This window comes from Streptomyces sp. WMMC1477, assembly GCF_027460245.1.
Classification (GTDB): domain Bacteria; phylum Actinomycetota; class Actinomycetes; order Streptomycetales; family Streptomycetaceae; genus Streptomyces.
In genome coordinates this window covers 264,027-287,629 of record NZ_JAPZBD010000003.1, presented here as the reverse complement: position 1 = coordinate 287,629, position 23,603 = coordinate 264,027, and the positions used below count along the sequence as shown (strand labels likewise).

Annotated in this window: 17 protein-coding genes; 8 read left to right on the top strand and 9 right to left on the bottom strand. The window is 71.7% G+C overall.

Annotation, left to right across the window (positions count from 1 at the left end; translation table 11 throughout):
• Positions 1–21: 21 nt before the first annotated feature.
• The 6 genes from O7609_RS01745 to O7609_RS01720 form a co-directional block, all read right to left on the bottom strand.
• A complete protein-coding gene (locus tag O7609_RS01745; protein ID WP_269742973.1) occupies positions 22–1,248 on the bottom strand; it encodes a PAC2 family protein in 1,227 nt (408 codons plus the stop codon).
• 116 nt (positions 1,249–1,364) lie between these two features.
• Positions 1,365–2,522 carry a hypothetical protein gene (locus tag O7609_RS01740; RefSeq protein WP_443072009.1) on the bottom strand — a complete coding sequence of 386 codons (1,158 nt, stop codon included), beginning with the start codon at positions 2,520–2,522 and terminating at the stop codon, positions 1,365–1,367.
• Between the two features lie 88 nt (positions 2,523–2,610).
• The gene (locus O7609_RS01735) at positions 2,611–4,224 is read right to left on the bottom strand and encodes a glycerol-3-phosphate dehydrogenase/oxidase (RefSeq protein ID WP_269733135.1); all 1,614 of its coding nucleotides are present in this window, start codon (positions 4,222–4,224) and stop codon (positions 2,611–2,613) included.
• A 5-nt stretch (positions 4,225–4,229) separates the two neighbouring features.
• Complete coding sequence (gene glpK, locus O7609_RS01730) at positions 4,230–5,759, bottom strand: glycerol kinase GlpK (RefSeq protein WP_269733134.1); 1,530 nt, start codon at positions 5,757–5,759, stop codon at positions 4,230–4,232.
• A gap of 34 nt (positions 5,760–5,793) precedes the next feature.
• The gene (locus tag O7609_RS01725; RefSeq protein ID WP_269733133.1) at positions 5,794–6,576 is read right to left on the bottom strand and encodes an MIP/aquaporin family protein; all 783 of its coding nucleotides are present in this window, start codon (positions 6,574–6,576) and stop codon (positions 5,794–5,796) included.
• 372 nt (positions 6,577–6,948) lie between these two features.
• A complete protein-coding gene (locus O7609_RS01720) occupies positions 6,949–7,713 on the bottom strand; it encodes an IclR family transcriptional regulator (RefSeq protein WP_269733132.1) in 765 nt (254 codons plus the stop codon).
• 218 nt (positions 7,714–7,931) lie between these two features.
• Here O7609_RS01720 and metH point away from each other — a divergent pair, with 218 nt between their 5' ends.
• The 3 genes from metH (at position 7,932) to O7609_RS01705 (ending at position 14,306) form a co-directional block, all read left to right on the top strand.
• Positions 7,932–11,474, top strand: coding sequence for a methionine synthase (gene metH, locus O7609_RS01715; protein WP_269733131.1), 3,543 nt, complete (start codon positions 7,932–7,934; stop codon positions 11,472–11,474).
• A 97-nt stretch (positions 11,475–11,571) separates the two neighbouring features.
• On the top strand, positions 11,572–12,279 hold the full coding sequence (locus tag O7609_RS01710; protein ID WP_269742972.1) for an HAD family hydrolase: 708 nt from the start codon (positions 11,572–11,574) through the stop codon (positions 12,277–12,279).
• A gap of 434 nt (positions 12,280–12,713) precedes the next feature.
• Complete coding sequence (locus O7609_RS01705; RefSeq protein ID WP_443072221.1) at positions 12,714–14,306, top strand: ABC transporter substrate-binding protein; 1,593 nt, start codon at positions 12,714–12,716, stop codon at positions 14,304–14,306.
• A gap of 156 nt (positions 14,307–14,462) precedes the next feature.
• Here the strand turns inward: O7609_RS01705 and O7609_RS01700 are convergent, their stop codons facing one another.
• Together O7609_RS01700 and O7609_RS01695 are read right to left on the bottom strand one after the other, a co-directional pair.
• Positions 14,463–15,134 (bottom strand): response regulator, encoded by a 672-nt coding sequence (locus O7609_RS01700; protein ID WP_219092646.1) that lies wholly within the window; start codon positions 15,132–15,134, stop codon positions 14,463–14,465.
• Between the two features lie 48 nt (positions 15,135–15,182).
• Entirely contained in the window at positions 15,183–16,208 is a 1,026-nt protein-coding gene (locus O7609_RS01695) for a RecB family exonuclease (RefSeq protein WP_269733128.1), read from the bottom strand.
• Here O7609_RS01695 and O7609_RS01690 point away from each other — a divergent pair.
• The 3 genes from O7609_RS01690 to O7609_RS01680 all read left to right on the top strand — a co-directional run bounded on the left by O7609_RS01690 (position 16,138) and on the right by O7609_RS01680 (position 19,422).
• Positions 16,138–17,601 carry a site-2 protease family protein gene (locus O7609_RS01690; protein WP_443072006.1) on the top strand — a complete coding sequence of 488 codons (1,464 nt, stop codon included), beginning with the start codon at positions 16,138–16,140 and terminating at the stop codon, positions 17,599–17,601. The two genes, O7609_RS01695 and O7609_RS01690, sit on opposite strands and share 71 nt — an antisense overlap.
• 149 nt (positions 17,602–17,750) lie before the next feature.
• Positions 17,751–18,659 carry a tRNA (adenine-N1)-methyltransferase gene (locus O7609_RS01685; protein ID WP_219092644.1) on the top strand — a complete coding sequence of 303 codons (909 nt, stop codon included), beginning with the start codon at positions 17,751–17,753 and terminating at the stop codon, positions 18,657–18,659.
• Between the two features lie 190 nt (positions 18,660–18,849).
• Positions 18,850–19,422, top strand: a complete 573-nt coding sequence (locus O7609_RS01680; RefSeq protein WP_269733125.1) for a hypothetical protein — start codon at positions 18,850–18,852, stop codon at positions 19,420–19,422.
• Positions 19,423–19,428: 6 nt separating this feature from the next.
• Here the strand turns inward: O7609_RS01680 and O7609_RS01675 are convergent, their stop codons facing one another.
• On the bottom strand, positions 19,429–19,728 hold the full coding sequence (locus tag O7609_RS01675; RefSeq protein ID WP_269733124.1) for a ferredoxin: 300 nt from the start codon (positions 19,726–19,728) through the stop codon (positions 19,429–19,431).
• A gap of 242 nt (positions 19,729–19,970) precedes the next feature.
• Here O7609_RS01675 and arc point away from each other — a divergent pair, with 242 nt between their 5' ends.
• Positions 19,971–21,737: a proteasome ATPase gene (gene arc, locus O7609_RS01670; RefSeq protein WP_269733123.1), complete on the top strand. Its 1,767-nt coding sequence runs from the start codon at positions 19,971–19,973 to the stop codon at positions 21,735–21,737.
• 235 nt (positions 21,738–21,972) lie between these two features.
• Entirely contained in the window at positions 21,973–23,484 is a 1,512-nt protein-coding gene (dop, locus tag O7609_RS01665) for a depupylase/deamidase Dop (RefSeq protein ID WP_443072003.1), read from the top strand.
• Positions 23,485–23,603: the final 119 nt, after the last annotated feature.

Sequence of the window (23,603 nt, the reverse complement as noted above, 5' to 3'; positions counted from 1 at the left end):
ACGGGCGGTACCCGGCCGTGCCTACGGCCGGGTACCGCCGTCGCCGCGCTCGTCCCCGCCGCCGTCCTCCTCCGAGCCCGCCGCTCCGGGGGAGGGCGGCGGCTTCCTCGTGCCCTCCTCCGCGGCGGCGTCCTCGGACCTGGACTCGGACTCGGACTCGGACTCGAACCCGGGCTCGGCCCCGGGATCGCGGCCGGCGTGGTCGCCGCTCTCGTCGCGGGTCTCGTCGCCGTCCTCGGTGTCGTCCGGTTTCTCGGGCTCGTGAGCCTCCTCAGGCTCCGCGGAGCCGCGGCCGCGCCCGCGCGGGCGGGTCCGGCCGCTGCCCGGGTCGCGCAGGTAGGGCCCCGGGCCGCCGGTCTCCGCCCCGAGCTGGCCCTCGGCCGCCGTCCCGCCGGGCGCCCCCGGCTGGCCGTCCCGCCGCCGCAGGTACCGCTCGAACTCGCGGGCGATGGCCTCACCGGAGGCCTCCGGCAGCTCCGCGGTGTCGCGGGCCTCCTCCAGCGACTGGACGTACTCGGCGACCTCGCTGTCCTCGGCCGCGAGCTGGTCGACCCCCACCTGCCAGGCCCGGGCGTCTTCGGCCAGTTCGCCCAGCGGGACCCGCAGGTCCAGCAGGTCCTCCAGCCGGTTCAGCAGGGCCAGCGTGGCCTTCGGGTTCGGCGGCTGGGAGACGTAGTGCGGCACGGCCGCCCACAGGCTCACCGCCGGGACGCCGGCGTGGGTGCACGCCTCCTGAAGGATGCCGACGATGCCGGTGGGCCCCTCGTAGCGGGACTCCTCCAGGTCCATCGTCCGGGCCAGATCGGCGTCGGAGGTCACCCCGGTGACGGGGACCGGCCGGGTGTGCGGGGTGTCGCCCAGCAGCGCACCCAGGACGACGACCATCTCGACGCCCAACTCGTGTGCGAACCCGAGCAGTTCGTTGCAGAACGAGCGCCAGCGCATGCTGGGCTCGATGCCGCGCACCAGCACCAGGTCGCGGGGCCGCTCGCCGGAGGTCCGCACCACCGACAGCCGGGTCGTGGGCCACGTGATCTTCCGCACCCCGCCGTCGAGCCACACCTGCGGTCTGTTGACCTGGAAGTCGTAGTAGTCCTCGGCGTCCAGCGCGGCGAAGACCTCGCCCTTCCACTCGCGGTGCAGGTGCCCGACCGCGCTGGATGCGGCGTCGCCGGCGTCGTTCCAGCCCTCGAACGCGGCCACCATGACCGGGTCGACCAGCTCGGGAACACCCTCCAGCTCGATCACCCAGCGCCTCCTTCATGCCCGGGCGGGGACTCTCCACCGCCCCGGCTGCCGTTCGTCGTCCTTGCGCGAGTTCAGCCTACGGCGTCGCGGCGCAGTCGCCGCCGCCGACGGTGCATCTACCTGCGGGCGGGCGCCACCCAGCCGCGCCGGTAGGCCGCCCAGTCCTCCTCCGTCGCCGCGAAGTCGACGTAGAGGGCGACGCCGAACCGCTCTCGGTCCGCGTCCCCGCGGCCCAGACCCAGCCGGACGCCCCGGACGGCGGCGTCGACCGTCTCCGCCCGGTGCAGCAGGTCGTTTGGGTGGAAGAACGGAAGCCCCATCAGCAGCACCGTGTCCTGAGGTGTGACCTCCAGCGCCAGCCGGGTCTGCTGGGCCACGTAGCCGCCGTACAACGACTCGGCCGGCGTGGGGGCGTCGTACGACATCAGTGCGATCTGATCGACCCTGCGCGTTACTTGGCCGAAATACGACTGCGACCACCACTTCCCGCGCCCGGCCAGCGCCTGGGCCGCCCGGTGCAGTCCGGGCAGCGGGTCGATCTGGTGGGCCGCCACCGACAGCACTCCGTCGTACCCGTGCACCACGGTGCCCAGCCGCTCCAGCAGCCGCAGATAGTCCTCGTCCCCCGAGCGCAGCGGCTCCAGGTCCAGATGGACGCCGTCGAATCCCAGCTCCATCACCGCGCGGGCGCTGGCCACGATCCCGTCCCGGGAGCGTGCGTTCGCCAGCCGCAGCGACGCGCCGTCCTCCCGGCCGTAGACGAGGGCGTTGCCGAGGAACGAGTGCACCCGCACCCCCGGCAGTTCCCGGTGCACGGCCTCCACCAGCCAGCGCGAGCGCGGGTGCTTGTCCGGGGACAGCGTCCCGTCCCGCTCCAGCGGCCCGGTGTGCACGTACAGCTCGCGGATTCCGGTGCCCTCGACGCGGCGCGCGAAGGCGGCGAGGTCCGCGTCGTCCTTGCGGCCGTCCACCCAGGCGTGGCCGAGCCAGATCGCGTCCCGGTCCCGGGTGTGCGTGCCCGGCGCGAGGTCCCCGGCGTAGGCCAGCCGCAGGGCCAGTGCCGCGGCGCCGGGCGGCACCAGCAGCGTCATGGCGAGCACGACCGCCGCCCACACCACCGTGCGCCGCTTCGGCCGTCGCGGCACCCGTGCCCGCAGGGCGCGCAGCCGTCGCGACCACGCCCCCCGGCCGTCCGCGCCCTCCGTCGTCCCCGTCTCCGCCTCGCGCGTCCGGTCCGCCGCGTGTGATCCGTCCGTCCCGCCCGGTGCGCTCATGCCCCGACCCCCCCTCGACCCCTGTGGCGTCACGTTTCCGCGCACTCTGCCACAGGGGCCGGGGCCACCGGGTCGGGAACGGTGGCCGTCAGGCGGGGCGCTGCCCCAGCAGCTCCTCCACCCGGGACCGCACCTCGGGGGTGTCCAGGCCGCGCACCGTCAGCGTGGTGCGGCGGCGCAGGACGTCCTCGGCGGTGGCGGCCCACTCGTGGTCCCGGGCGTAGACGACCTGGGCCCAGATCTCCGGGCCGTCCGGGTGGATGCGCTCGCCGAGGGCGGGGTCCTCGGTCGCCAGCCGGGCGATGTCGAAGGACAGCGCACCGTAGTGCGTCGCCAGGTGACGGGCGGTCAGCGGGTCGATGCGCGTCCCCGGCTCCCGGTCCACGAGCAGCCGGTGGGCGACCGCGTTCGGGTTGGCGACACCCGGCAGCGGCACCCGGCGCGGCAGCAGCGAGACGGGCTGCATGTCGTCGGTGAGCGTGCGTCCGGGCAGGCGCGCCAGCCGGTTCATCACCGTGCGGCCGATGTGCCGGTACGTCGTCCACTTGCCGCCGGCCACCGACAGCATGCCGCCCCGGCCCTCGGTGACGACCGTCTCCCGCTTGGCCGACTCGACGCCGCCGGGCCCTCCGGGCAGCACCCGCAGACCGGCGAAGGCGTAGGTGATCAGATCCCGGGAGAGGTGCTCGTCCCGCACGGAGACGGCCGCCTCGTCGAGGATCTGGGCGATGTCCGCCTCGGTGGCCGACACCTCGGCCGGGTCGCCCTCGAAGGACTCGTCCGTCGTGCCCAGCAGGAGCTGGTCCTCCCAGGGGAGGGCGAAGGTGATCCGGTACTTGTCGATCGGCGTGGCCATGGCCGCGCGCCACGGCGCCCTGCGCCTGAGGACGACGTGGGCGCCCTTGGACAGCCGGATGCTCGGCTCGGCCCCGGCGTCCTCCATGCGGCGCAGGTGGTCGACCCACGGGCCGGTGGCGTTGAGCACCAGCCGGGCGTCCACGCCGAACTCGGTCCCGTCCAGGCGGTCCCTGAGCTCGGCGCCGGTCACCCGGCCGCGGGTGAAGCGCAGCCCGGTGACCTCGGCGTGGTTGAGGACGACGGCCCCGGAGGCCACGGCGGCGCGCACCGTCATGACGGCGACCCGGGAGTCGTTCATCTGGTGGTCGCCGTAGACGGCGACGGCCTTGAGGTCGTCCGTGCGCAGCCCCGGGTTGTCGGCGGCGGCGCGGGCGGGGGATATGACCCGGCCCACGCCGTCGCCGAACGCCGAGAGCGCCGAGTAGGCGAACACGCCCGCGCCCAGCTTCGCCGCGCCGTGCGGCCCGCCCTTGTACACGGGCAGGTAGAACGTCAGCGGGTTGACCAGGTGCGGGGCGACGTCCTTGGCCAGGACGCGGCGCTCGTGGTGGTTCTCCGCGACCAGCTTGACCGATCCCGTCTGCAGGTAGCGCAGACCGCCGTGGACGAGCTTGGAGGACGCGGACGAGGTGGCGCCGGCGAAGTCGCCGGCGTCCACCATCGCCACCCGCAGGCCCGACTGGGCCGCGTGCCAGGCGACCGAGGTGCCCAGAATGCCGCCGCCGATCACGAGGAGGTCGTACGTCGCCCGGGCGAGCACGTCTCTGGTCTCGGCGCGACGCGGGTTGGCACCGGCAGCCGGATGCGCTCCGAGGGACGGAACGCTCTGCGGGATGGTGTTCATGTCGCTCAGTTCTCCTCTTCGATCCAGCCCATGGTCCGGTCGACGGCCTTGAGCCAGTTCTTGTATTCGCGGTCGCGCACGGCCGCGTCCATACGGGGGGTCCATTCGGCCGCGCGACGCCAGTTGGCGCGCAGCGCGTCGGTGTCCGGCCAGAAGCCGACGGCGAGCCCGGCGGCGTAGGCGGCACCGAGGCAGGTGGTCTCGGCGACCATGGGGCGCACCACGGGCGCGTCGAGGACATCGGAGATGTTCTGCATCAGCAGGTTGTTGGAGGTCATGCCGCCGTCGACCTTGAGGGCGGTGAGCTCGACGCCGGAGTCCTTGGCCATCGCGTCGACGATCTCGCGGGTCTGCCAGGCCGTCGCCTCCAGCACGGCCCGGGCCAGGTGCGCCTTGGTGACGTAACGGGTGAGCCCGGCGATGACGCCGCGCGCGTCCGAGCGCCAGTAGGGGGCGAAGAGGCCGGAGAAGGCGGGGACGAAGTAGGCGCCGCCGTTGTCCTCGACGGAACTGGCGAGCGTCTCGATCTCCGCGGCGGTGCTGATCAGGCCCATCTGGTCGCGCATCCACTGCACCAGGGAGCCGGTGACGGCGATCGCGCCCTCCAGCGCGAACACCGGCTTCTGGTCGCCGATGCGGTATCCGACGGTCGTCAGCAGACCGTTGTAGGAGTTGACCGGCTTGTGACCGGTGTTCATCAGCAGGAAGGTGCCGGTGCCGTAGGTGGACTTGCCCTCGCCCGGGTCGAAGCAGGTCTGGCCGAACAGCGCCGCCTGCTGGTCGCCGAGCGCGGAGGCCACCGGGATGCCCTCCAGCACGCCGCTCGCGCAGTGCCCGTAGACCTCGGCGGAGGAGCGGATCTCCGGCAGCACCGCCAAGGGCACGTCCATGGAGGAGCAGATCTTCTCGTCCCACTGCATGGTGTGCAGGTTCATCAGCATGGTGCGGGAGGCGTTGGTGACGTCGGTGACGTGCACGCCGCCGTCCGGGCCACCGGTGAGGTTCCAGATGACCCAGGAGTCCATCGTGCCGAAGAGGATCTCGCCGCGCTCCGCGCGCTCCCGGAGCCCCTCGACGTTGTCGAGCAGCCAGCGGATCTTGGGGCCGGCGAAGTAGGAGGCCAGGGGCAGCCCCGTGTCACGGCGGAAGCGGTCCTGGCCGACGTTGCGGCCCAGCTCGCGGCAGAGCGCGTCGGTACGCGTGTCCTGCCAGACCAGCGCGTTGTGGACGGGCTCGCCGGTGGCCTTGTCCCACAGGAGCGTCGTCTCACGCTGGTTGGTGATGCCGATGGCCTTCACGTCGGCCCGGCCGACGCCGGCCTTGCGGACGGCGCCCTCGACGACTTCCTGGACGTTCGCCCAGATTTCGGTGCCGTCGTGTTCGACCCAGCCCGGCTTGGGGAAGATCTGCTCGTGCTCCTTCTGGTCGACGCCGACGATCCGCCCGTCGGTGTCGAAGACGATGCAGCGGCTGGAGGTGGTGCCCTGGTCGATGGCGGCGATGTACCCGGGGTGGGCGGCGGTGGTGTCAGTCATCTCGGTACTCCAGGAGGTCGTGGGACGAGGCCGGTCAGGCGAAGGCGAGCTGGTACAGACCGCCGGCGAGGGCGCCGCCGAGCAGCGGCCCCACCACCGGGATCCAGGCGTAGCTCCAGTCTGACCCGCCCTTGTTCGGCAGCGGCAGCAACGCGTGGACGATTCGCGGACCGAGATCGCGCGCCGGGTTGATGGCGTAACCGGTCGGGCCGCCGAGGGAGAGGCCGATGCCGACGACGACGAGGGCGACCATGAGGATGCCGGTGCCGGACAGGGCCAGACCCTCGTTGATGCCCAGCGTGAGGATCGCGAGGACGAGGACGAACGTGCCGATGATCTCCGTGGCCAGGTTCTGCGCGGTGTTGCGGATCTCCGGCCCGGTCGAGAACACGCCGAGCACGGGGCCGGGCGCGTCGGTGGCGGTGGCCGTCCTGGTGGCCTGCGTGCCGGGGCCGCCGACGATCTCGCGGTCGGTGAGGTGGGCTATGAAATGTCCGTAGTAGGCGACCCACACCAGGAAGGCGCCGATCATCGCACCGAGGAGCTGCCCGGCGAAGTAGAAGTGGACCTTGTCCCAGGCGTCCTCCTTGATCGCGAGCCCGACGGTGACCGCCGGGTTGAGGTGGGCGCCGGAGAGGCTGGAGGAGATGTACGCACCGGTCAGGACGGCGAAGCCCCAGCCGAACGTGATCGCGACCCAGCCCGCGTTGAACGACTTGCTGCGCTTGAGGACGACACCGGCGACGACACCGCCGCCGAGGAGGATGAGCACGGCGGTTCCGATGACTTCGCCGAGGAAAATGTCGGAGTTGGACACCCGCGACTCCTTTTGTTCACAGGGAAGGCGGAACCGGTCCCGTCCGGTGTTCGACAATGTCGACCGCCGAACGGCAGTTTTATCCTCGCATCAGGCTCCGTCAAGGGGTACGGCGCCCCCCTCTCGCACCGTGTTCGAATCGTGGCCCTCGTCGCACGGACCCGCCCCGCAAGGGCGCGGGGAACTGCGCGAGCGGCCGGGGCGCGCCAGCGTCCAGGGGTCCCAGGGGGGAATTCCTGGAGAAACGGGAAGGGGCGGCGCCGGGGCACCCGCACGGGGCCGTGGCAGGGCGGGGCCGTGCGCCTGCCCGGTGCCGCGGGGCTGTGCTCGCCCGCCCTGCGCCTCGGCGCAGAGCTCCCCGGTGCGGGCCGGTCAGAAGCGGGCGGCGCCCAGGTCGCGCGAGACCGCCCGCGCGCAGTCGCGCACGGAGGCGACCAGCTCCGGCCGCAGTTCGTCACCGTGGCACAGCCTCTCCACGGCCCCGGTGATGCCGACCGCGCCCACGGTGAGGCGGCGCCGGTCGTGGATGGGGGCCGCGATGGAGGCCACGCCCTCCCACGTCTCCTCCTGGTCAGCGGCCCAGCCGCGCGCCCGGACGAGGCCGAGGCACTCCTCCAGTGCCGCCTTCGAGGTCAGGGTGCGGGACGTGAACGGCCCCCGCTCGGCGTCCAGCAGGTCGCTGTGCGCCACCGGGTCGTAGGCGGCCAGCACCTTGCCCGCCGCGGTGCTGTGCAGGGGCTGCATGGCGCCGATCTCCAGCACCTGGCGGCTGTCGTCGGGTCGGAAGACGTGGTGGACGACGAGGACGCCGCCGTTGTGCAGGACGCCCAGGTACACGGCCTCGCCGCTGGACCGGGCCAGGTCGTCCGACCACACCAGGGCGCGGGCGCGCAGCTCGTGGACGTCGAGATAGCTGTTGCCGAGCCGCAGCAGCTCCGCGCCGAGCTGGTAGCGGCCGGAGGCCTCGTCCTGCTCCACGAAGCCCTCCTGCTGGAGGGTGCGCAGCAGGCCGTGCGCGGTCCCCTTGGCCAGGCCGAGGGTGGACGCGATGTCGGACAGGCCGAGTCGCCGCTCGCCGCCGGCGAGCAGCCGCAGCATGGCGGCAGCCCGCTCCAGGGACTGGATGCTCCGGGCCATCGGACTACCTCTCTTCGCCTCGGCGGTGACTGATATCTGCCGGTCGACAATGTCGAACGGTAGCGGATCATGTCGATGGCCGGATAGCCGGGGAAATACTACGGCCGTCCACGCTCCGGAACGCGACCGGTCGATCCCCGGGCTCCTCGCTACCCTGGCGGGGTGCGTCCGCACGCGTGGACGCAAAGCCGACAGCCGTCGCACACCAGGGAGCACAGATGTCCTCGCCGTCCGCAGCAGCCGCACGACGGACCGGGTCCGCAGTCACACCTCTCAGCCACGCAGAGCGGATCACCGCGTTCCGGGAGGCGCTCGCCTCCCGGGTCGTGGTCGCCGACGGAGCGATGGGGACGATGCTCCAGGCCCAGGAGCCGTCCCTGGACGACTTCCAGCAGCTCGAGGGCTGCAACGAGGTCCTCAACGTGACGCGTCCGGACATCGTGCGCTCCGTTCACCAGGAGTACTTCGCCGCCGGCGTGGACTGCGTGGAGACCAACACCTTCGGCGCCAACCACGCGGCGCTGGGGGAATACGAGATCACCGAGCGGAACTTCGAGCTCTCGGAGTCCGGGGCCCGGCTGGCGCGTGAGGTGGCGGACGAGTTCGCGGCCGAGGACGGCCGGGTTCGCTGGGTGCTGGGCTCGATGGGCCCGGGCACGAAGCTGCCCACGCTGGGCCACGCCCCCTACGACGTGCTGCGCGACGCCTACCAGACCAACGCCGAGGGGCTGATCGCCGGCGGCGCCGACGCGCTGCTCGTGGAGACGACCCAGGACCTCCTGCAGACCAAGGCGGCCGTCATCGGCGCCCGGCGGGCGGTCGCGGCGACGGGCATGAACCTGCCGGTCATCTGTTCGGTGACGGTGGAGACGACCGGCACCATGCTCCTGGGCTCGGAGATCGGCGCGGCGCTCACCGCGCTGGAGCCGCTGGGCATCGACATGATCGGCATGAACTGCGCGACCGGCCCGGCAGAGATGAGCGAGCACCTGCGCCACCTGGCCCGCCACTCCCGGGTCCCGCTGGCGTGCATGCCGAACGCGGGCCTGCCGGTGCTGGGCAAGGACGGCGCGCACTACCCGCTGACGCCGCAGGAGCTGGCCGACGCGCAGGAGGGCTTCGTCGGGGAGTTCGGCCTCTCGCTGGTGGGCGGCTGCTGCGGGACGACGCCCGAGCACCTGCGCCAGGTCGTCGAGCGGGTGCGGGATCTGACCCCGCGTGAGCGCGAGCCGCGCCCCGAGCCCGGCGCCGCGTCGCTCTACCAGACGGTCCCGTTCCGTCAGGACACCGCGTACCTGGCGATCGGCGAGCGGACGAACGCGAACGGCTCGAAGAAGTTCCGTGAGGCCATGCTCGAGGGCCGCTGGGACGACTGCGTGGAGCTCGCCCGGGAGCAGATCCGCGAAGGCGCCCACATGCTGGACCTGTGCGTCGACTACGTGGGCCGGGACGGCGCCGCCGACATGAGGGAGCTGGCCGGGCGTTTCGCGACCGCCTCCACCCTGCCGATCGTGCTGGACTCCACCGAGGTGGACGTGCTGCGGGCGGGCCTGGAGAAGCTGGGTGGCCGCGCGGTGATCAACTCGGTGAACTACGAGGACGGGGACGGCCCCGAGTCCCGGTTCGCGAAGGTGACCGCCCTCGCCCGGGAGCACGGCGCGGCGCTGATGGCCCTCACCATCGACGAGGAGGGCCAGGCCCGCACCGCGGAACACAAGGTCGCCATCGCCGAACGCCTCATCACCGATCTCACGACCAACTGGGGCATCCACGAGTCGGACATCGTCATCGACTGTCTGACGTTCACGATCTGCACCGGCCAGGAGGAGTCCCGGCGCGACGGCATCGAGACGATCGAGGCCATCCGGGAGCTGAAGCGCCGTCACCCGGAGGTGCAGACCACGCTGGGGCTGTCGAACATCTCCTTCGGCCTCAACCCGGCGGCGCGGATCGTGCTCAACTCGGTCTTCCTGGACGAGTGCGTCAGGGCCGGGCTCGACTCGGCGATCGTGCACGCCTCCAAGATCCTGCCGATCGCCCGGCTGGAGGAGGAGCAGGTCCAGGTCGCGCTCGACCTCGTCTACGACCGGCGGCGCGAGGGCTACGACCCGCTGCAGCGGCTTCTGGAGCTGTTCGAGGGGGCGACGGCCAAGTCGCTCAAGGCCGGGAAGGCCGAGGAGCTGGCCGCCCTGCCCCTGGAGGAGCGGCTGCAGCGGCGCATCATCGACGGTGAGCGCAACGGCCTGGAGGCCGACCTGGACGCCGCCCTCGCCGAGCGGCCCGCGCTCGCCATCGTGAACGACACCCTGCTGGCCGGGATGAAGGTCGTCGGCGAGCTGTTCGGCTCGGGGCAGATGCAGCTGCCCTTCGTACTCCAGTCCGCCGAGGTGATGAAGACGGCGGTGGCCCACCTCGAACCGCACATGGAGAAGAGCGACGAGGGCGGCAAGGGCACGATCGTGCTGGCCACCGTGCGCGGCGACGTGCACGACATCGGCAAGAACCTGGTGGACATCATCCTGTCCAACAACGGCTACAACGTCGTGAACCTGGGCATCAAGCAGCCGGTGGCGGCGATCCTGGACGCGGCGACCGAGCACAAGGCCGACGTGATCGGCATGTCCGGCCTGCTGGTGAAGTCCACCGTGATCATGAAGGAGAACCTGGAGGAGCTCAACCAGCGCAAGATGGCCGCCGACTACCCCGTCATCCTCGGCGGCGCCGCGCTGACCCGTGCCTACGTCGAGCAGGACCTCCACGAGATCTACGAGGGGGAGGTCCGCTACGCCCGCGACGCCTTCGAGGGCCTGCGCCTGATGGACGCCCTCATCGCCGTCAAGCGCGGCGTCCCCGGCGCCACCCTGCCGGAGCTCAAGCAGCGCCGGGTCGCCAAGCGCGACGGCGATCTGCCCGAGCCGGCACCGTTGGACGACACCACCCGTTCGGACGTGGCGAGCGACAACCCGGTGCCGACGCCGCCGTTCAGCGGCACCCGGATCGTGAAGGGCGTCCAGCTCGCCGAGTACGCCTCCTGGCTGGACGAGGGCGCGCTGTTCAAGGGGCAGTGGGGGCTCAAGCAGTCCCGTTCCGGTGAGGGCCCCAGCTACGAGGAGCTGGTGGAGACCGAGGGCCGGCCGCGGCTGCGGGGCTGGCTGGACCGGCTCCAGACCGACAACCTCCTCGAAGCGGCCGTCGTCTACGGCTACTTCCCCTGCCACTCCGAGGGCAACGACCTGGTGATCCTGGGCGAGGACGGGGCGGAGCGGACGCGGTTCAGCTTCCCGCGCCAGCGCCGGGGCCGCCGGCTGTGCCTGGCCGACTTCTTCCGGCCCAAGGAGTCCGGGGAGACGGACGTGGTCGGCCTCCAGGTCGTCACGGTCGGCTCCCGCATCGGCGAGGCGACCGCCGAGCTGTTCGCTTCCGACTCCTACCGCGACTACCTGGAGCTGCACGGCCTGTCCGTCCAGCTGGCCGAGGCACTCGCCGAGTACTGGCACGCCCGCGTCCGGTCCGAGCTGGGCTTCTCCGGAGAGGACCCGGAGTCGGTGGAGGACATGTTCGCGCTCAAGTACCGCGGGGCCCGCTTCTCGCTGGGCTACGGCGCCTGCCCGGACCTGGAGGACCGGGCCAAGATCGCCGATCTCCTCCAGCCCGAGCGCATCGGGGTGAAGCTGTCCGAGGAGTTCCAGCTCCACCCCGAGCAGTCGACCGACGCGATCGTTATTCACCATCCCGAAGCCACATACTTCAACGCTCGCTGACAACGCGTCGTAGACTGATCGATCCGGTATCGGCCGGTTGTCCGCTTCCGACCACGGGAGGGGGCGACCGGCCGTCGTGTCTCACGGAGGTTCGCGGATGACCAGCTCGATCCCCGCTCTCGCCACGCGCCCGGCCGACGGCTCGGCCCTGCAGGCCGTCTTCCTCGACATGGACGGCACCCTGGTCGACACCGAGGGCTTCTGGTGGGAGGCGGAGGTGGAGGTCTTCGCCGAGCTGGGGCACGTCCTCGGGGACGAGCACCGCGAGGTGGTGGTCGGCGGGCCGATGACCCGCAGCGCCGCCTACCTCATCAAGGTCACCGGGGCCGACATCACGGTCCCGGAGCTGTCCGTGCTGCTCAACACCAAGTTCGAGGAGCGCGTCAACGGTGACGTGCCGCTCATGCCCGGGGCGCGCAGACTGCTCACCGAGCTGGCCGCGCACGAGGTGCCCACGGCGCTGGTCTCGGCCACGCACCGGCGCATCATGGACGGCATCCTGCGCGCTCTCGGCCCCGAGCACTTCGCGGTGACGGTCGCGGGCGACGAGGTCGAGCGGACCAAGCCCCACCCCGAGCCCTACCTCACGGCCGCCCGTCACGTGGGGGCGGAGCCGCACCGGTGCGTCGTCGTGGAGGACACCCACACCGGGGTCACCGCCGCGGAGACGGCCGGCTGTCAGGTCGTCGCCGTGCCGTCGGTGTCCCCCATCGAGCCGGCCGCCGGCCGGACGCTGGTGACCTCGCTGGAGGAGGTCGACCTCTCGTTCCTGCGCTCCCTGGTCAAGCTCACGCACCGGGCGTGACCGCCCGTCGGTGTCCCGGGCCCGCCCGGCCCCGGACACCGCGAAGCCGTCGGCCCGCCCGGGTTGAAGTGACCATGGCTGAAACCATTCGTCCGCTTCAGGGGTGCTTTACGTGATGTTTCTCACCGCATCCCACCCCGCCGCCGTTGTTGGATTCCGCTCACGCCTGGGTAATCGGCCTCGCCTCTCCGAGTGAATGCCCGGATCTGTTCCGCTACACCCGATACGCTCCGCCGTCCGGATATCGGATCACCTCGCCCGGTGCCCTGCTGCGCTATCGCCCGCCGTGCTTCCCTGGTCAAGTGCCCTGACCACTAACTACTAATGTCTGCCTCCGGCCCCCACCGACCCGGATCCACCGGGGGCCGGACGAGTCGGACCGGCCCCGGACCAAGGGCGGGCTCCGCATGCGAAGACAAGGTGAGAACGTGCGTGTGAGGAATCGGGCCACCTGGGTGGCGCTACCGGCCAGTGCGGTGCTGACGGCGGCCCTGCTGAGCGGCTGCGGAGCGGGTGACGGGGGCTCCGGGGGACAGGGCGAGCCCATCGTCATGGGGATGACCGACGACGTCCTCTTCGTCGACCCGGCCTCCGGATACGACCCCGGCTCATGGCTGGTCTTCAACAACGTGTTCCAGTCACTTCTGAGCTTCCCCAAGGGCGGCACCCAGCCGCAGCCCGAGGCCGCCGAGAAGTGCGAGTTCCGGGACAGCGCCAGCAAGGTCTTCACCTGCACCCTCAAGGAGGGGCTGGAGTTCAGCAACGGCAACTCCCTCACGTCCAAGGACGTGAAGTTCTCCTTCGACCGGACGCTGGAGATCGACCATCCCGACGGCCCGGCGATCATGCTGCAGAGCATCGACAGCATCGAGACACCCGACGAGCGGACCGTCGTCTTCCATCTCAACACCTCCGACGCGACGTTCCCGCAGAAGATCGCCTCCGGCGCCGGCTCCATCGTCGACCACCGGGCCTACCCGGCCGACACACTGCGCACCGACGGCAAGGCCGTGGGCTCCGGCGTCTACACCCTGGACAGCTTCGGGACGAAGGAGGCCGTCTTCACACCGAACTCCTCCTACCGGGGCTCCGCCGAGGTGCAGAACTCCGGCATGACGATGAAGTTCTTCGACGACCCCGCCAAGCTCAAGGAAGCCGTACAGAGCGAGCGGGTCGACCTCGCCTACCGGCACCTGGCCACCGAGGACATCGCCGAGCTCGAGGCCAGCACCACCAGCGCGCAGACCGACATCCAGGTCGTCCAGGGCACCAGCGCCGAGGTCCACCACCTCGTCTTCAACCACGACCACCCGGTGGCCGGGAAGCTCGGCGTCCGACAGGCGATCGCCTACCTGCTGGACCGCTCCACCCTGCTGCGCGACGTGTACGCCCGCACGGCCGAGCCGCTGTACTCGATCGTCCCCGCCGGCATCACCGGCCACAACACCGCCTTCTTCGACCGCTACGGGCAGCGTCCGCAGCCGGAGAAGGCCAGGAAGGCGCTGGAGTCCGAGGGCATCAGCGAACCGGTGCGGCTCACGCTCTGGTCCACACCCGTGCGCTACGGCGCGCAGACGGACGAGGAGCTCGCCGCCATCGCCGAGCAGCTCAACGCCAGCGGCCTGTTCGAGGCCGACGTGAAGAGCGTCGAACTCGACCAGTACGAGAAGGACATCGCCGCCGGCAAGTACGGCGTCTACGTCAAGGGCTGGGTGCCGGACTACCCGGACGCCGACAACTTCACCGCCCCCTTCTTCGGCGACGGCAACGTCCTCGGCAACCGCTACGACGCCGGGGAGATCACCGGCAGCCTCCTGCCGCGCACCGCCGCGCAGTCCAGCCGCTCCGCCACCACGGAGGACTTCGGCACCATCCAGGACATCGTCGCCGAGGAGCTCCCGGTGCTCCCCGTGTGGCAGGGCAAGCAGTACGCCGTCGCCCAGGAGAGCATCTCCGGCCTGGAGTGGACGCTCGACTCCTCGACCGTCTTCCGGTTCTGGGAGATCCGCAAGACCCCCACGGACTGACCGGCGTACCGACACCGGAGCCCCGGGCCCCTCCCCGCACCGCGGAGGAGCCCGGGGCTCGACGCGTTGCGGGGCGGAAGGTTCGGGGGGCGTTCGGGGGCCGGAACGTTCGGGGAGCCGGGACGCCCCGCGGCCCCCGCGCCCCCGGCCCCGGGCTCAGTGCGTCCCGGGACGGACCAGCCCGCTCTCGTAGGCGTAGACGGCCGCCTGCACCCGGTCCCGCAGCCCCAACTTCGTCAGCACGTGCCCCACATGGGTCTTGACCGTCGTCTCGCTGACGAACAGGTCCGCCGCGATCTCCGCGTTCGACAGGCCCTTGGCCACCAGCTTCAGCACCTCGACCTCACGCTCGGTCAGCGAGCCCAGCGCGTCGGGCACCGGTTCCTCGCCCGCGGGGAGGTGGCCCGCGTACTTGTCCAGCAGCCTCCGGGTGATGCTGGGCGCCAGCATCGCCTCACCGGCCGCCACCACCCGGATGGCCTGCACCAGTTCCTGTGCCGGGGCGTCCTTCAGCAGAAAGCCGCTGGCACCCGCGCGCAGCGCCTCCACCACGTACTCGTCGAGGTCGAACGTCGTCAGCACGAGGACCTTGGCGGGCCCGTCCTTCGCCGGCCCGGTGATCTGACGGGTCGCCTCGACGCCGTCCATCCGCGGCATCCGGATGTCCATCAGCACCACGTCGGGCTGCAGCGCGCGCACCTGCTCCAGCGCCTGCTGGCCGTCGCCGGCCTCCCCGACGACGGCGATGTCCTGCTCGGCCTCCAGGATCATCCGGAAACCGGTGCGTAGCAGCGGCTGGTCATCGACGAGTAGAACGCGAACAGCCACAGGAACCCCTCCACGGGTGACGGACGACGGTCGCGCGCCCATTCTCGCCTAACCGTCCGTGCCGGGCGGCGCAGGGCCGCCCGCGCCGCCCCCGGTGCTCTCGGCACCCTCCGCCGCCAGCCGGGGCTCGGGCAGCGGGAGGACGAGCGGATAGGGCGGGGGAGTGCCGCCGAACTCGGGGCAGTGCTCCTGGTGATCGCACCACGAACACAGGGGCGTGCGGCGCGGACGCCAGTCCCCGGACTCGGTGGCCCGCTCGATCGCCTCCCACAGCGCCAGCAGCCTCCGCTCCAGACCGGCGAGCTCCTCGGCGTCCGGGTCGTAGGTCAGGACGTCCCCGCTGCCCAGGTACACGAGCTGGAGCCGCCGCGGCACCACGCCCTTGAGCCGCCAGACGACCAGGGCGTAGAACTTCATCTGGAACAGCGCCTCGGCCGCGTACTCCGGCCGCGGCGCCTTCCCCGTCTTGTAGTCGACGATGCGCACCTCACCGGTGGGCGCCACGTCCACCCGGTCGATGATGCCCCGCAGCCACAAACCGGAATCGAGCCGGACCTCCACGAAGAGCTCCCGCTCGGCGGGCTCCAGCCGCGTCGGATCCTCCAGCGTGAACCACCGCTCGACCAGCGCCTCGGCCTCGGACAGCCAGCGTCCCAGCGCCTCCGTGTCCACGTCGGCGCCGGGGGCGCCCGGCGGCCCGGCCTCGGAATCGGCCCCCTCGGCCGCTACGGCCGGCCCGGCGGCGCTCCCCGCCGCGCCCGGCTCCTCGGCTGCCCCGGGGCCGTCGGCCGCGAACAGCCCGGCCAGCTCGGGACGCCGCTCCAGCAGCCGCTGCCACTCTCCGGGGACGAGCGCCCGCGCCCGGTGCGCGGTGCGGGCCGGGGCCGGGGCGTCGAAGAGCCGCTCCAGCACCGCGTGGACGACCGTGCCCTTCGCCGCCGCGGCGTTCGGCTTCTGCGGCAGTTTGTCGATCACCCGGAAGCGGTAGAGCAACGGGCACCGCATGAAGTCGGACGCCCGGGAGGGCGACAGCGAATGCGGGGGCACGGCAGGACGGCTGGTGGGGGTTCCCATGTCGCACGACCCTAAGGCCCCCCACCGACATCCGGGCACATACCATCGATGGCAGCACCCCGGCGCCCGCGGGACCGCGGGACGGCGCACGGTGCGGGACCGGCAGCAGAGGGGACCAGTGGCAGACACGGGTGGCAACGGGGACGGCGACACCCCGCGCGAGAGGCCGCGGCGGCCAGACGAGCACGCCCCGAAGGGGTTCGGCCAGGACGCGCGGCCGCCGGTGAAGCGCCCCCGGGAGCGCGGCGGCGGCATCCTCATGGGACGGCTGTTCGGGGTGCCGGTCTACGTCGCCCCGAGCTGGTTCCTCGTCGCGGCCCTCATCACCTGGGTGTTCGGCGGCCAGCTCGACCGGGTGCTGCCCGACCTGGGCGTCGGCCGCTATCTGCTCGCGCTGTTCTTCGCCGTCGCGTTCTACGCCTCCGTGCTCGTCCACGAACTGGCCCACACCGTCGCGGCGCTGCGCTTCGGGCTGCCCGTCCGCCGCATCCAGCTCCAGTTCTTCGGCGGCGTCTCGGAGATCGAGAAGGAGTCCGAGACGCCGGGCCGCGAGTTCGTGCTCGCCTTCGTGGGGCCGCTCCTCTCCCTCGTTCTGGGCGGCGTCTTCTACCTGGCGCTGCTCGGGGTGGAGGCCCGCACGATCCCCGGCGTCCTGCTCGCCGGGCTGATGATCTCCAACCTGATCGTGGCCGCCTTCAACCTGCTGCCCGGGCTGCCGCTGGACGGCGGGCGCATGCTGCGCGCCGTCGTCTGGAAGCTCAGCGGCCGCCCCATGACCGGCACGGTCGCCGCCGCCTGGACCGGGCGCGCCCTGGCCGTCACCGTGCTCATCGGCCTCCCCCTCGCCACCCACGCGGGCGGCCTCGGGGACCAGGACAGCGGCGGCCTCGGCTCCGTCACCGACGCGCTGCTCGCCGCCATCCTCGCCGCCATCATCTGGACCGGCGCCGGGAACAGCCTGCGCATGGCGCGGCTGCGGGCCCGGCTGCCCGAGCTCAGTGCCCGCGCACTCACCCGCCGGGCCGTACCGGTCACGGCGGAGACGCCGCTGTCGGAGGGGCTGCGCCGGGCCAACGAGTCCGGCGCGCGGGCCCTCGTCGTCGTGGACGGCCGGGGCGCGCCCACCGGCGTCGTGCGGGAAGCCGGGATCGTTTCCGTACCGGACCACCGCAGGCCCTGGGTGACCACCGGGAGCCTCTCCCAGGACCTCACGGACGACCTGCGCGTCTCCGCGGAGCTCTCCGGCGAGGACCTGCTCGACCACCTGCGGGCCGTCCCGGCGACGGAGTACCTCGTGGTGGAGGAGACGGGCGAGATCTACGGCGTCCTGTCCACCGCGGACGTGGAGCGGGCCTTCGTGGCCGCCATGGGCAAGCAGCCCGCCCGGCACTGACCCCGGCGGCCGCCCCGGCGCGCGCGCCGTCCGGAGCGGCCGCCGGGGCGCGCGCAGCCGGTCGCCCACCCCTCCCCGGGCCGCCGGAATGCACCGGGCCGACCGCCCTCGATTCGGTGCCGGGGCCCCGCTCGACTAGGCTGGCAGCCATGTCCGAACCGACCGGTGCCGCCCGCCGTCGCGGGCCCTTCCAGGTCGGGGACCAGGTCCAGCTCACCGACCCCAAGGGACGCCACTACACCATCACGCTCGAGGCCGGGAAGAGCTTCCACACCCACAAGGGAGCCTTCCCCCACGACGAGCTGATCGGTGCTCCCGAAGGCAGTGTCGTCCGAACCACTGGAAACGTCGCCTACCTGGCGCTGCGCCCCCTGCTCCCCGACTACGTCCTGTCCATGCCGCGCGGAGCGGCCGTCGTCTACCCCAAGGACGCCGGCCAGATCCTCTCGATGGCCGACATCTTCCCCGGCGCCCGCGTCGTCGAGGCGGGCGTCGGCTCCGGCTCGCTCAGCATGTTCCTGCTGCGGGCCATCGGCGACCAGGGCATGCTCCACTCCTACGAGCGCCGCGCCGACTTCGCGGACATCGCCCGGCAGAACGTCGAGCGGTACTTCGGCTCGCCGCACCCCGCCTGGAAGCTGACCGTCGGGGACCTCCAGGACCACCTGGACGAGACCGAGGTCGACCGCGTCATCCTCGACATGCTCGCCCCCTGGGAGTGCCTGGACGCCGTCTCCAAGGCGCTGGTCCCCGGCGGGCTGCTGTGCGCCTACGTCGCCACCACCACCCAGCTCGCCCGCACCGTCGAGGCGATCCGCGACCACGGCACGTTCAACGAGCCCGCGGCCTGGGAGACCATGGTCCGCAACTGGCACATCGAGGGCCTGGCGGTACGTCCCGACCACCGCATGATCGGGCACACCGGGTTCCTGCTCACCGCCCGCCGCCTCGCCGACGGCGTCGAGCCGCCGCTGCGCCGCCGCCGTCCGGCCAAGGGCGCCTACGGCGAGGACTACACCGGACCGGGCGGCACCCGGGGCGACGGCGGCCGCCAGTAGCCCCCGAACCTCCCCCCCCCCCGTCCACAGACGACCGCGCGACGCCGGCCGGACGGACCCCGCGGTCCGTCCGGCCGGCGTCGCGCCTTTACGCGGTCTTGGCCCCCCCCTCGGCGTTCCGGGCGGCTGTGACGTGTGGCACGATGCTGGCACCTCGTCAGCGCCACAGCTTTCACAGGAGTCACCCCGCGTGCAGTCCACGGCAGGCCCGGACCTCCCGCACACCCACTCCCGTTCCACGCACTGGCTCGCGACCGCCGCGGCCGTCGCCGGCCTCGTGGCCGCCGCCGCGCTGGTCCAGCCCGCGGACGCCGCCCCCGGCGGCGAAGCGGCCGCCCCCAGCCCCGGCCCCGATCCCACGCGGGCGCGCTACGCCGTCGACTGCGGCCCCTGGGAGCTGGAGGTGACCGACCGCGGCGAGGCCGACTTCGACGCCGACGGACGCGCCGAGACCGTCGCCGTCGTCCGCTGCGCGACCGGAACCGGAACCCCGCCGAGCGGCATGTACGTCGTCGCGCACGGGAAGGGTGCGCCGGGGGACGAGGCCGAGCCGCGGATCGCCGCCGCGCTGGTGGAACCGGCCGACCACTACAGCGTGGACGGCTTCGCCGTGCGCGACGGGCGGATAGCGGCCACCCTGCACGGCTACTCCTCGCCCGACGTACCCCGTTGCTGCCCGGACGAGGAAGTCCAGGTCACCTGGGAGTGGCGGGACGGAGGCTTCACCCGGCGGGCCGCCCTGGCCGCTGACGCCGCCGGGTGAGCGGGCTCAGCCGGCGTCGGGGCCGTAGACCTCGACGCCGTCCGTGACCCGGCGGACGTGGATGCAGTCGCCCGGGCACTCCTTGGCCGAGTCCGCGACGTCCCGCAGCAGCGGAAGCGGAACCGGAACGGTGGCGCCCGCCTCGGTGCGCAGCTCGTCGTCGTCGCCCTTCACGTAGGCGAGGCCGTCGATGTCCAGCTCGAAGACCTCCGGCGCGTACTGCGCGCAGATGCCGTCCCCGGTGCACAGGTCCTGGTCGATCCAGACTTCCAGCTCACCGGTGGCCGTCTCGTTCTGTACGGTCATGTCCCCTGCCGTTTCTGCGTGGCGCGACTGACGGATGCCCGCGTTGACGGGTGTTGACGCCCCCGACGATACCGCCGGTGATCTGGCGATGTTTGGCGGGTGGGTATCCCCCTGGCGTGAGGGAGTGCGCAAGGGTGAAGATCAGACACACCCCGACAGTCTTTGTGATCTAGGGGTTTCAACCACCACGGGCCCAGGTAGGGTCAGGAAGCGTCCAGCTCCCCCCAGAGGAGGTGAGGACCGTGGCAGCCCACGACGACGACATCAACCGCGGCCCCCGGCCCGGTCGGGGTTCGGAAGACCCCGAGGGCCAGGTCGCCTATCTTGAGCAGGAGATCGCCGTCCTGCGCCGCAAGCTCGCCGACTCTCCGCGCCACACTCGGATTCTCGAGGAGCGGATCGTCGAGCTGCAGACCAACCTCGCGGGTGTCTCCGCGCAGAACGAACGCCTCGCCGGCACCCTCCGGGAGGCTCGTGACCAGATCGTCGCCCTCAAGGAGGAGGTCGACCGGCTGGCCCAGCCGCCCGCCGGTTTCGGCGTGTTCCTTCAGGCCAACGAGGACGGCACGGCCGACATCTTCACCGGGGGACGGAAGCTGCGGGTCAACGTCAGCCCCAGCGTCGAACTCGGTGAGCTCCAGCGGGGCCAGGAGCTGATGCTCAACGAGGCGCTCAACGTGGTCGAGGCCATGGAGTTCGAGCGCGCCGGTGACATCGTCACCCTCAAAGAGGTCCTTGAGGACGGCGAACGTGCCCTGGTGGTCGGGCACACCGACGAGGAGCGGGTGGTGCGGCTCGCGGAGCCGCTGCTGAGCACCACGCTGCGCGCGGGTGACGCCCTGCTGCTGGAGACGCGCTCCGGGTACGTGTACGAGATCGTGCCCAAGAGCGAGGTCGAGGAGCTGGTCCTCGAAGAGGTGCCGGACATCGACTACGCCAAGATCGGCGGTCTCGGCGGCCAGATCGAGCTGATCCGGGACGCCGTCGAGCTGCCCTACCTCCACCCGGACCTCTTCAAGGAACACGAGCTGCGCCCGCCCAAGGGCGTGCTGCTCTACGGCCCGCCCGGCTGCGGTAAGACGCTCATCGCGAAGGCGGTGGCCAACTCGCTGGCCAAGAAGGTCGCGGAGGTCACCGGCAAGCCGGCGGGGAAGAGCTACTTCCTCAACATCAAGGGCCCCGAGCTGCTCAACAAGTACGTCGGTGAGACGGAGCGGCACATCCGCCTCGTCTTCCAGCGGGCCCGGGAGAAGGCGGGCGAGGGCACGCCCGTCATCGTCTTCTTCGACGAGATGGACTCGCTGTTCCGCACCCGCGGCTCCGGCGTCAGCTCGGACGTGGAGAACACGATCGTCCCCCAGCTCCTCTCCGAGATCGACGGCGTGGAGGGCCTGGAGAACGTCATCGTCATCGGTGCCTCCAACCGCGAGGACATGATCGACCCGGCGATCCTGCGCCCGGGCCGGCTCGACGTGAAGATCAAGATCGAGCGTCCGGACGCCGAGGCCGCCAAGGACATCTTCTCCAAGTACCTGACGCCCTCGCTGCCGATCCACGCTGACGACCTGGCCGAGCACGGCGGGGACCCCAAGGCCGCCGTCGCCGGCATGATCCAGTCGGTCGTCGAGCAGATGTACGCGGAGTCCGAGGAGAACCGCTTCCTGGAGGTCACCTATGCCAACGGTGACAAGGAGGTCCTCTACTTCAAGGACTTCAACTCCGGCGCCATGATCCAGAACATCGTGGACCGGGCGAAGAAGATGGCCATCAAGGCCTTCCTCGACCACGACCAGAAGGGCCTGCGCGTCTCCCACCTGCTCGCCGCCTGTGTGGACGAGTTCAAGGAGAACGAGGACCTGCCCAACACCACCAACCCGGACGACTGGGCCCGCATCTCCGGCAAGAAGGGCGAGCGGATCGTCTTCATCCGCACGCTCGTCACCGGGAAGCAGGGCGCGGACACCGGGCGCTCCATCGACACGGTGGCGAACACCGGTCAGTACCTGTAGTGACGACACCGTCCGGCTGCGGCAGCCCGCCCGGGCTGCCGCAGCCGGACGTTTTCCGAGAGGGCGATTCCGCGTCGACCGCCCGACCGGGCCCCGGGCCCTTTAGGCTCGGGCGTACCGGCGCACGACACCGGGAACCGCTCGCGCACCGCACCGCGCGCTCGGCGCGTGGGGACGCGCGAGCGGGACGTCAGCGTCGGCCGGACCGCGGCCGACGCCGGGCAAGGAGGGCCGCATGACCGTACGGCGCGTGATGGGGATCGAGACGGAGTACGGGATCTCCGTCCCCGGGCATCCCAACGCCAATGCCATGCTCACCTCGTCCCAGATCGTCAACGCCTACGCGGCGGCGATGCACCGGGCGCGCCGCGCCCGATGGGACTTCGAGGAGGAGAACCCGCTGCGGGACGCGCGCGGCTTCGACCTCGCCCGGGAGGCCGCCGACGCCAGCCAGCTCACGGACGAGGACATCGGGCTGGCCAACGTCATCCTCACCAACGGCGCGCGGCTGTACGTCGACCACGCCCACCCCGAGTACAGCGCTCCCGAGGTCACCAACCCGCGGGACGCCGTCCTGTGGGACAAGGCGGGCGAGCGGATCATGGCCGAGGCCGCCGAACGGGCCGCCGAGGTGCCCGGGGCCCAGCCGATCCACCTGTACAAGAACAACACCGACAACAAGGGCGCCTCCTACGGCACCCACGAGAACTACCTGATGACCCGGGAGACGCCGTTCTCGGACATCGTGCGCCACCTGACGCCCTTCTTCGTCTCGCGCCAGGTGTTCACCGGGGCCGGGCGCGTGGGGCTCGGCCAGGACGGCAGCGAGCACGGCTTCCAGATCAGCCAGCGGGCCGACTACTTCGAGGTCGAGGTCGGCCTGGAGACGACACTCAAGCGGCCGATCATCAACACCCGCGACGAGCCGCACGCGGACGCCGAGAAGTACCGCAGGCTGCATGTGATCATCGGCGACGCCAACCTGTCGGAGATCTCCACCTATCTGAAGCTGGGGACGACCTCGCTGGTCCTGGCCATGATCGAGGACGGCTTCATCGCCGTGGACCTCGCCGTCGACCAGCCCGTGCGCACCCTCCACCAGGTCAGCCACGATCCCGACCTGCGACGGCTGGTCACGCTCCGCAGCGGCCGCACTCTCACCGCGGTGCAGCTCCAGATGGAGTACTACGAGCTGGCCCGCAAGTACGTCGAGGACCGCTGGGGCGCGGACGCGGACGAGCAGACCACCGACGTGCTCAGCCGCTGGGAGAACACGCTCACGCGGCTGGAGCGGGACCCGATGAGCCTGGCCGGCGAGCTGGACTGGGTGGCCAAGCGGGAGATCCTGGAGGGCTACCGGCGCCGGGACGCGCTCGGCTGGGACGCCGCGCGGCTGCACCTGGTGGACCTCCAGTACGCCGACGTGCGGCCCGACAAGGGCCTCTACAACCGGCTGGCGGCCCGCGGCAGGATGGCCCGCATCCTCGACGAGGCCGAGGTCGAGCAGGCCGAGTGCACGCCGCCGGAGGACACCCGCGCCTACTTCCGGGGCCGGTGCCTGGAGCAGTACGCGGACGACGTCGCGGCGGCCTCCTGGGACTCGGTGATCTTCGACCTGCCCGGCCGGGACTCCCTGCAGCGGGTGCCCACCCTGGAGCCGCTGCGCGGCACCCGGCAGCACGTCAAGGAGCTGCTGGACCGCTGCCGCACGGCCGAGGACCTGGTCCGGGTCCTTTCCGGACGATGACGTCGCGGCGACCCCTGGTAAACCCGGGGATTCGTGGGAATGATCGAGGTGGCCACCGGGCGTTGTAGCGACCGAGGGGCCGATGTCGGTCCCTGCTTGTAGGGTCTGATCTTGAACGT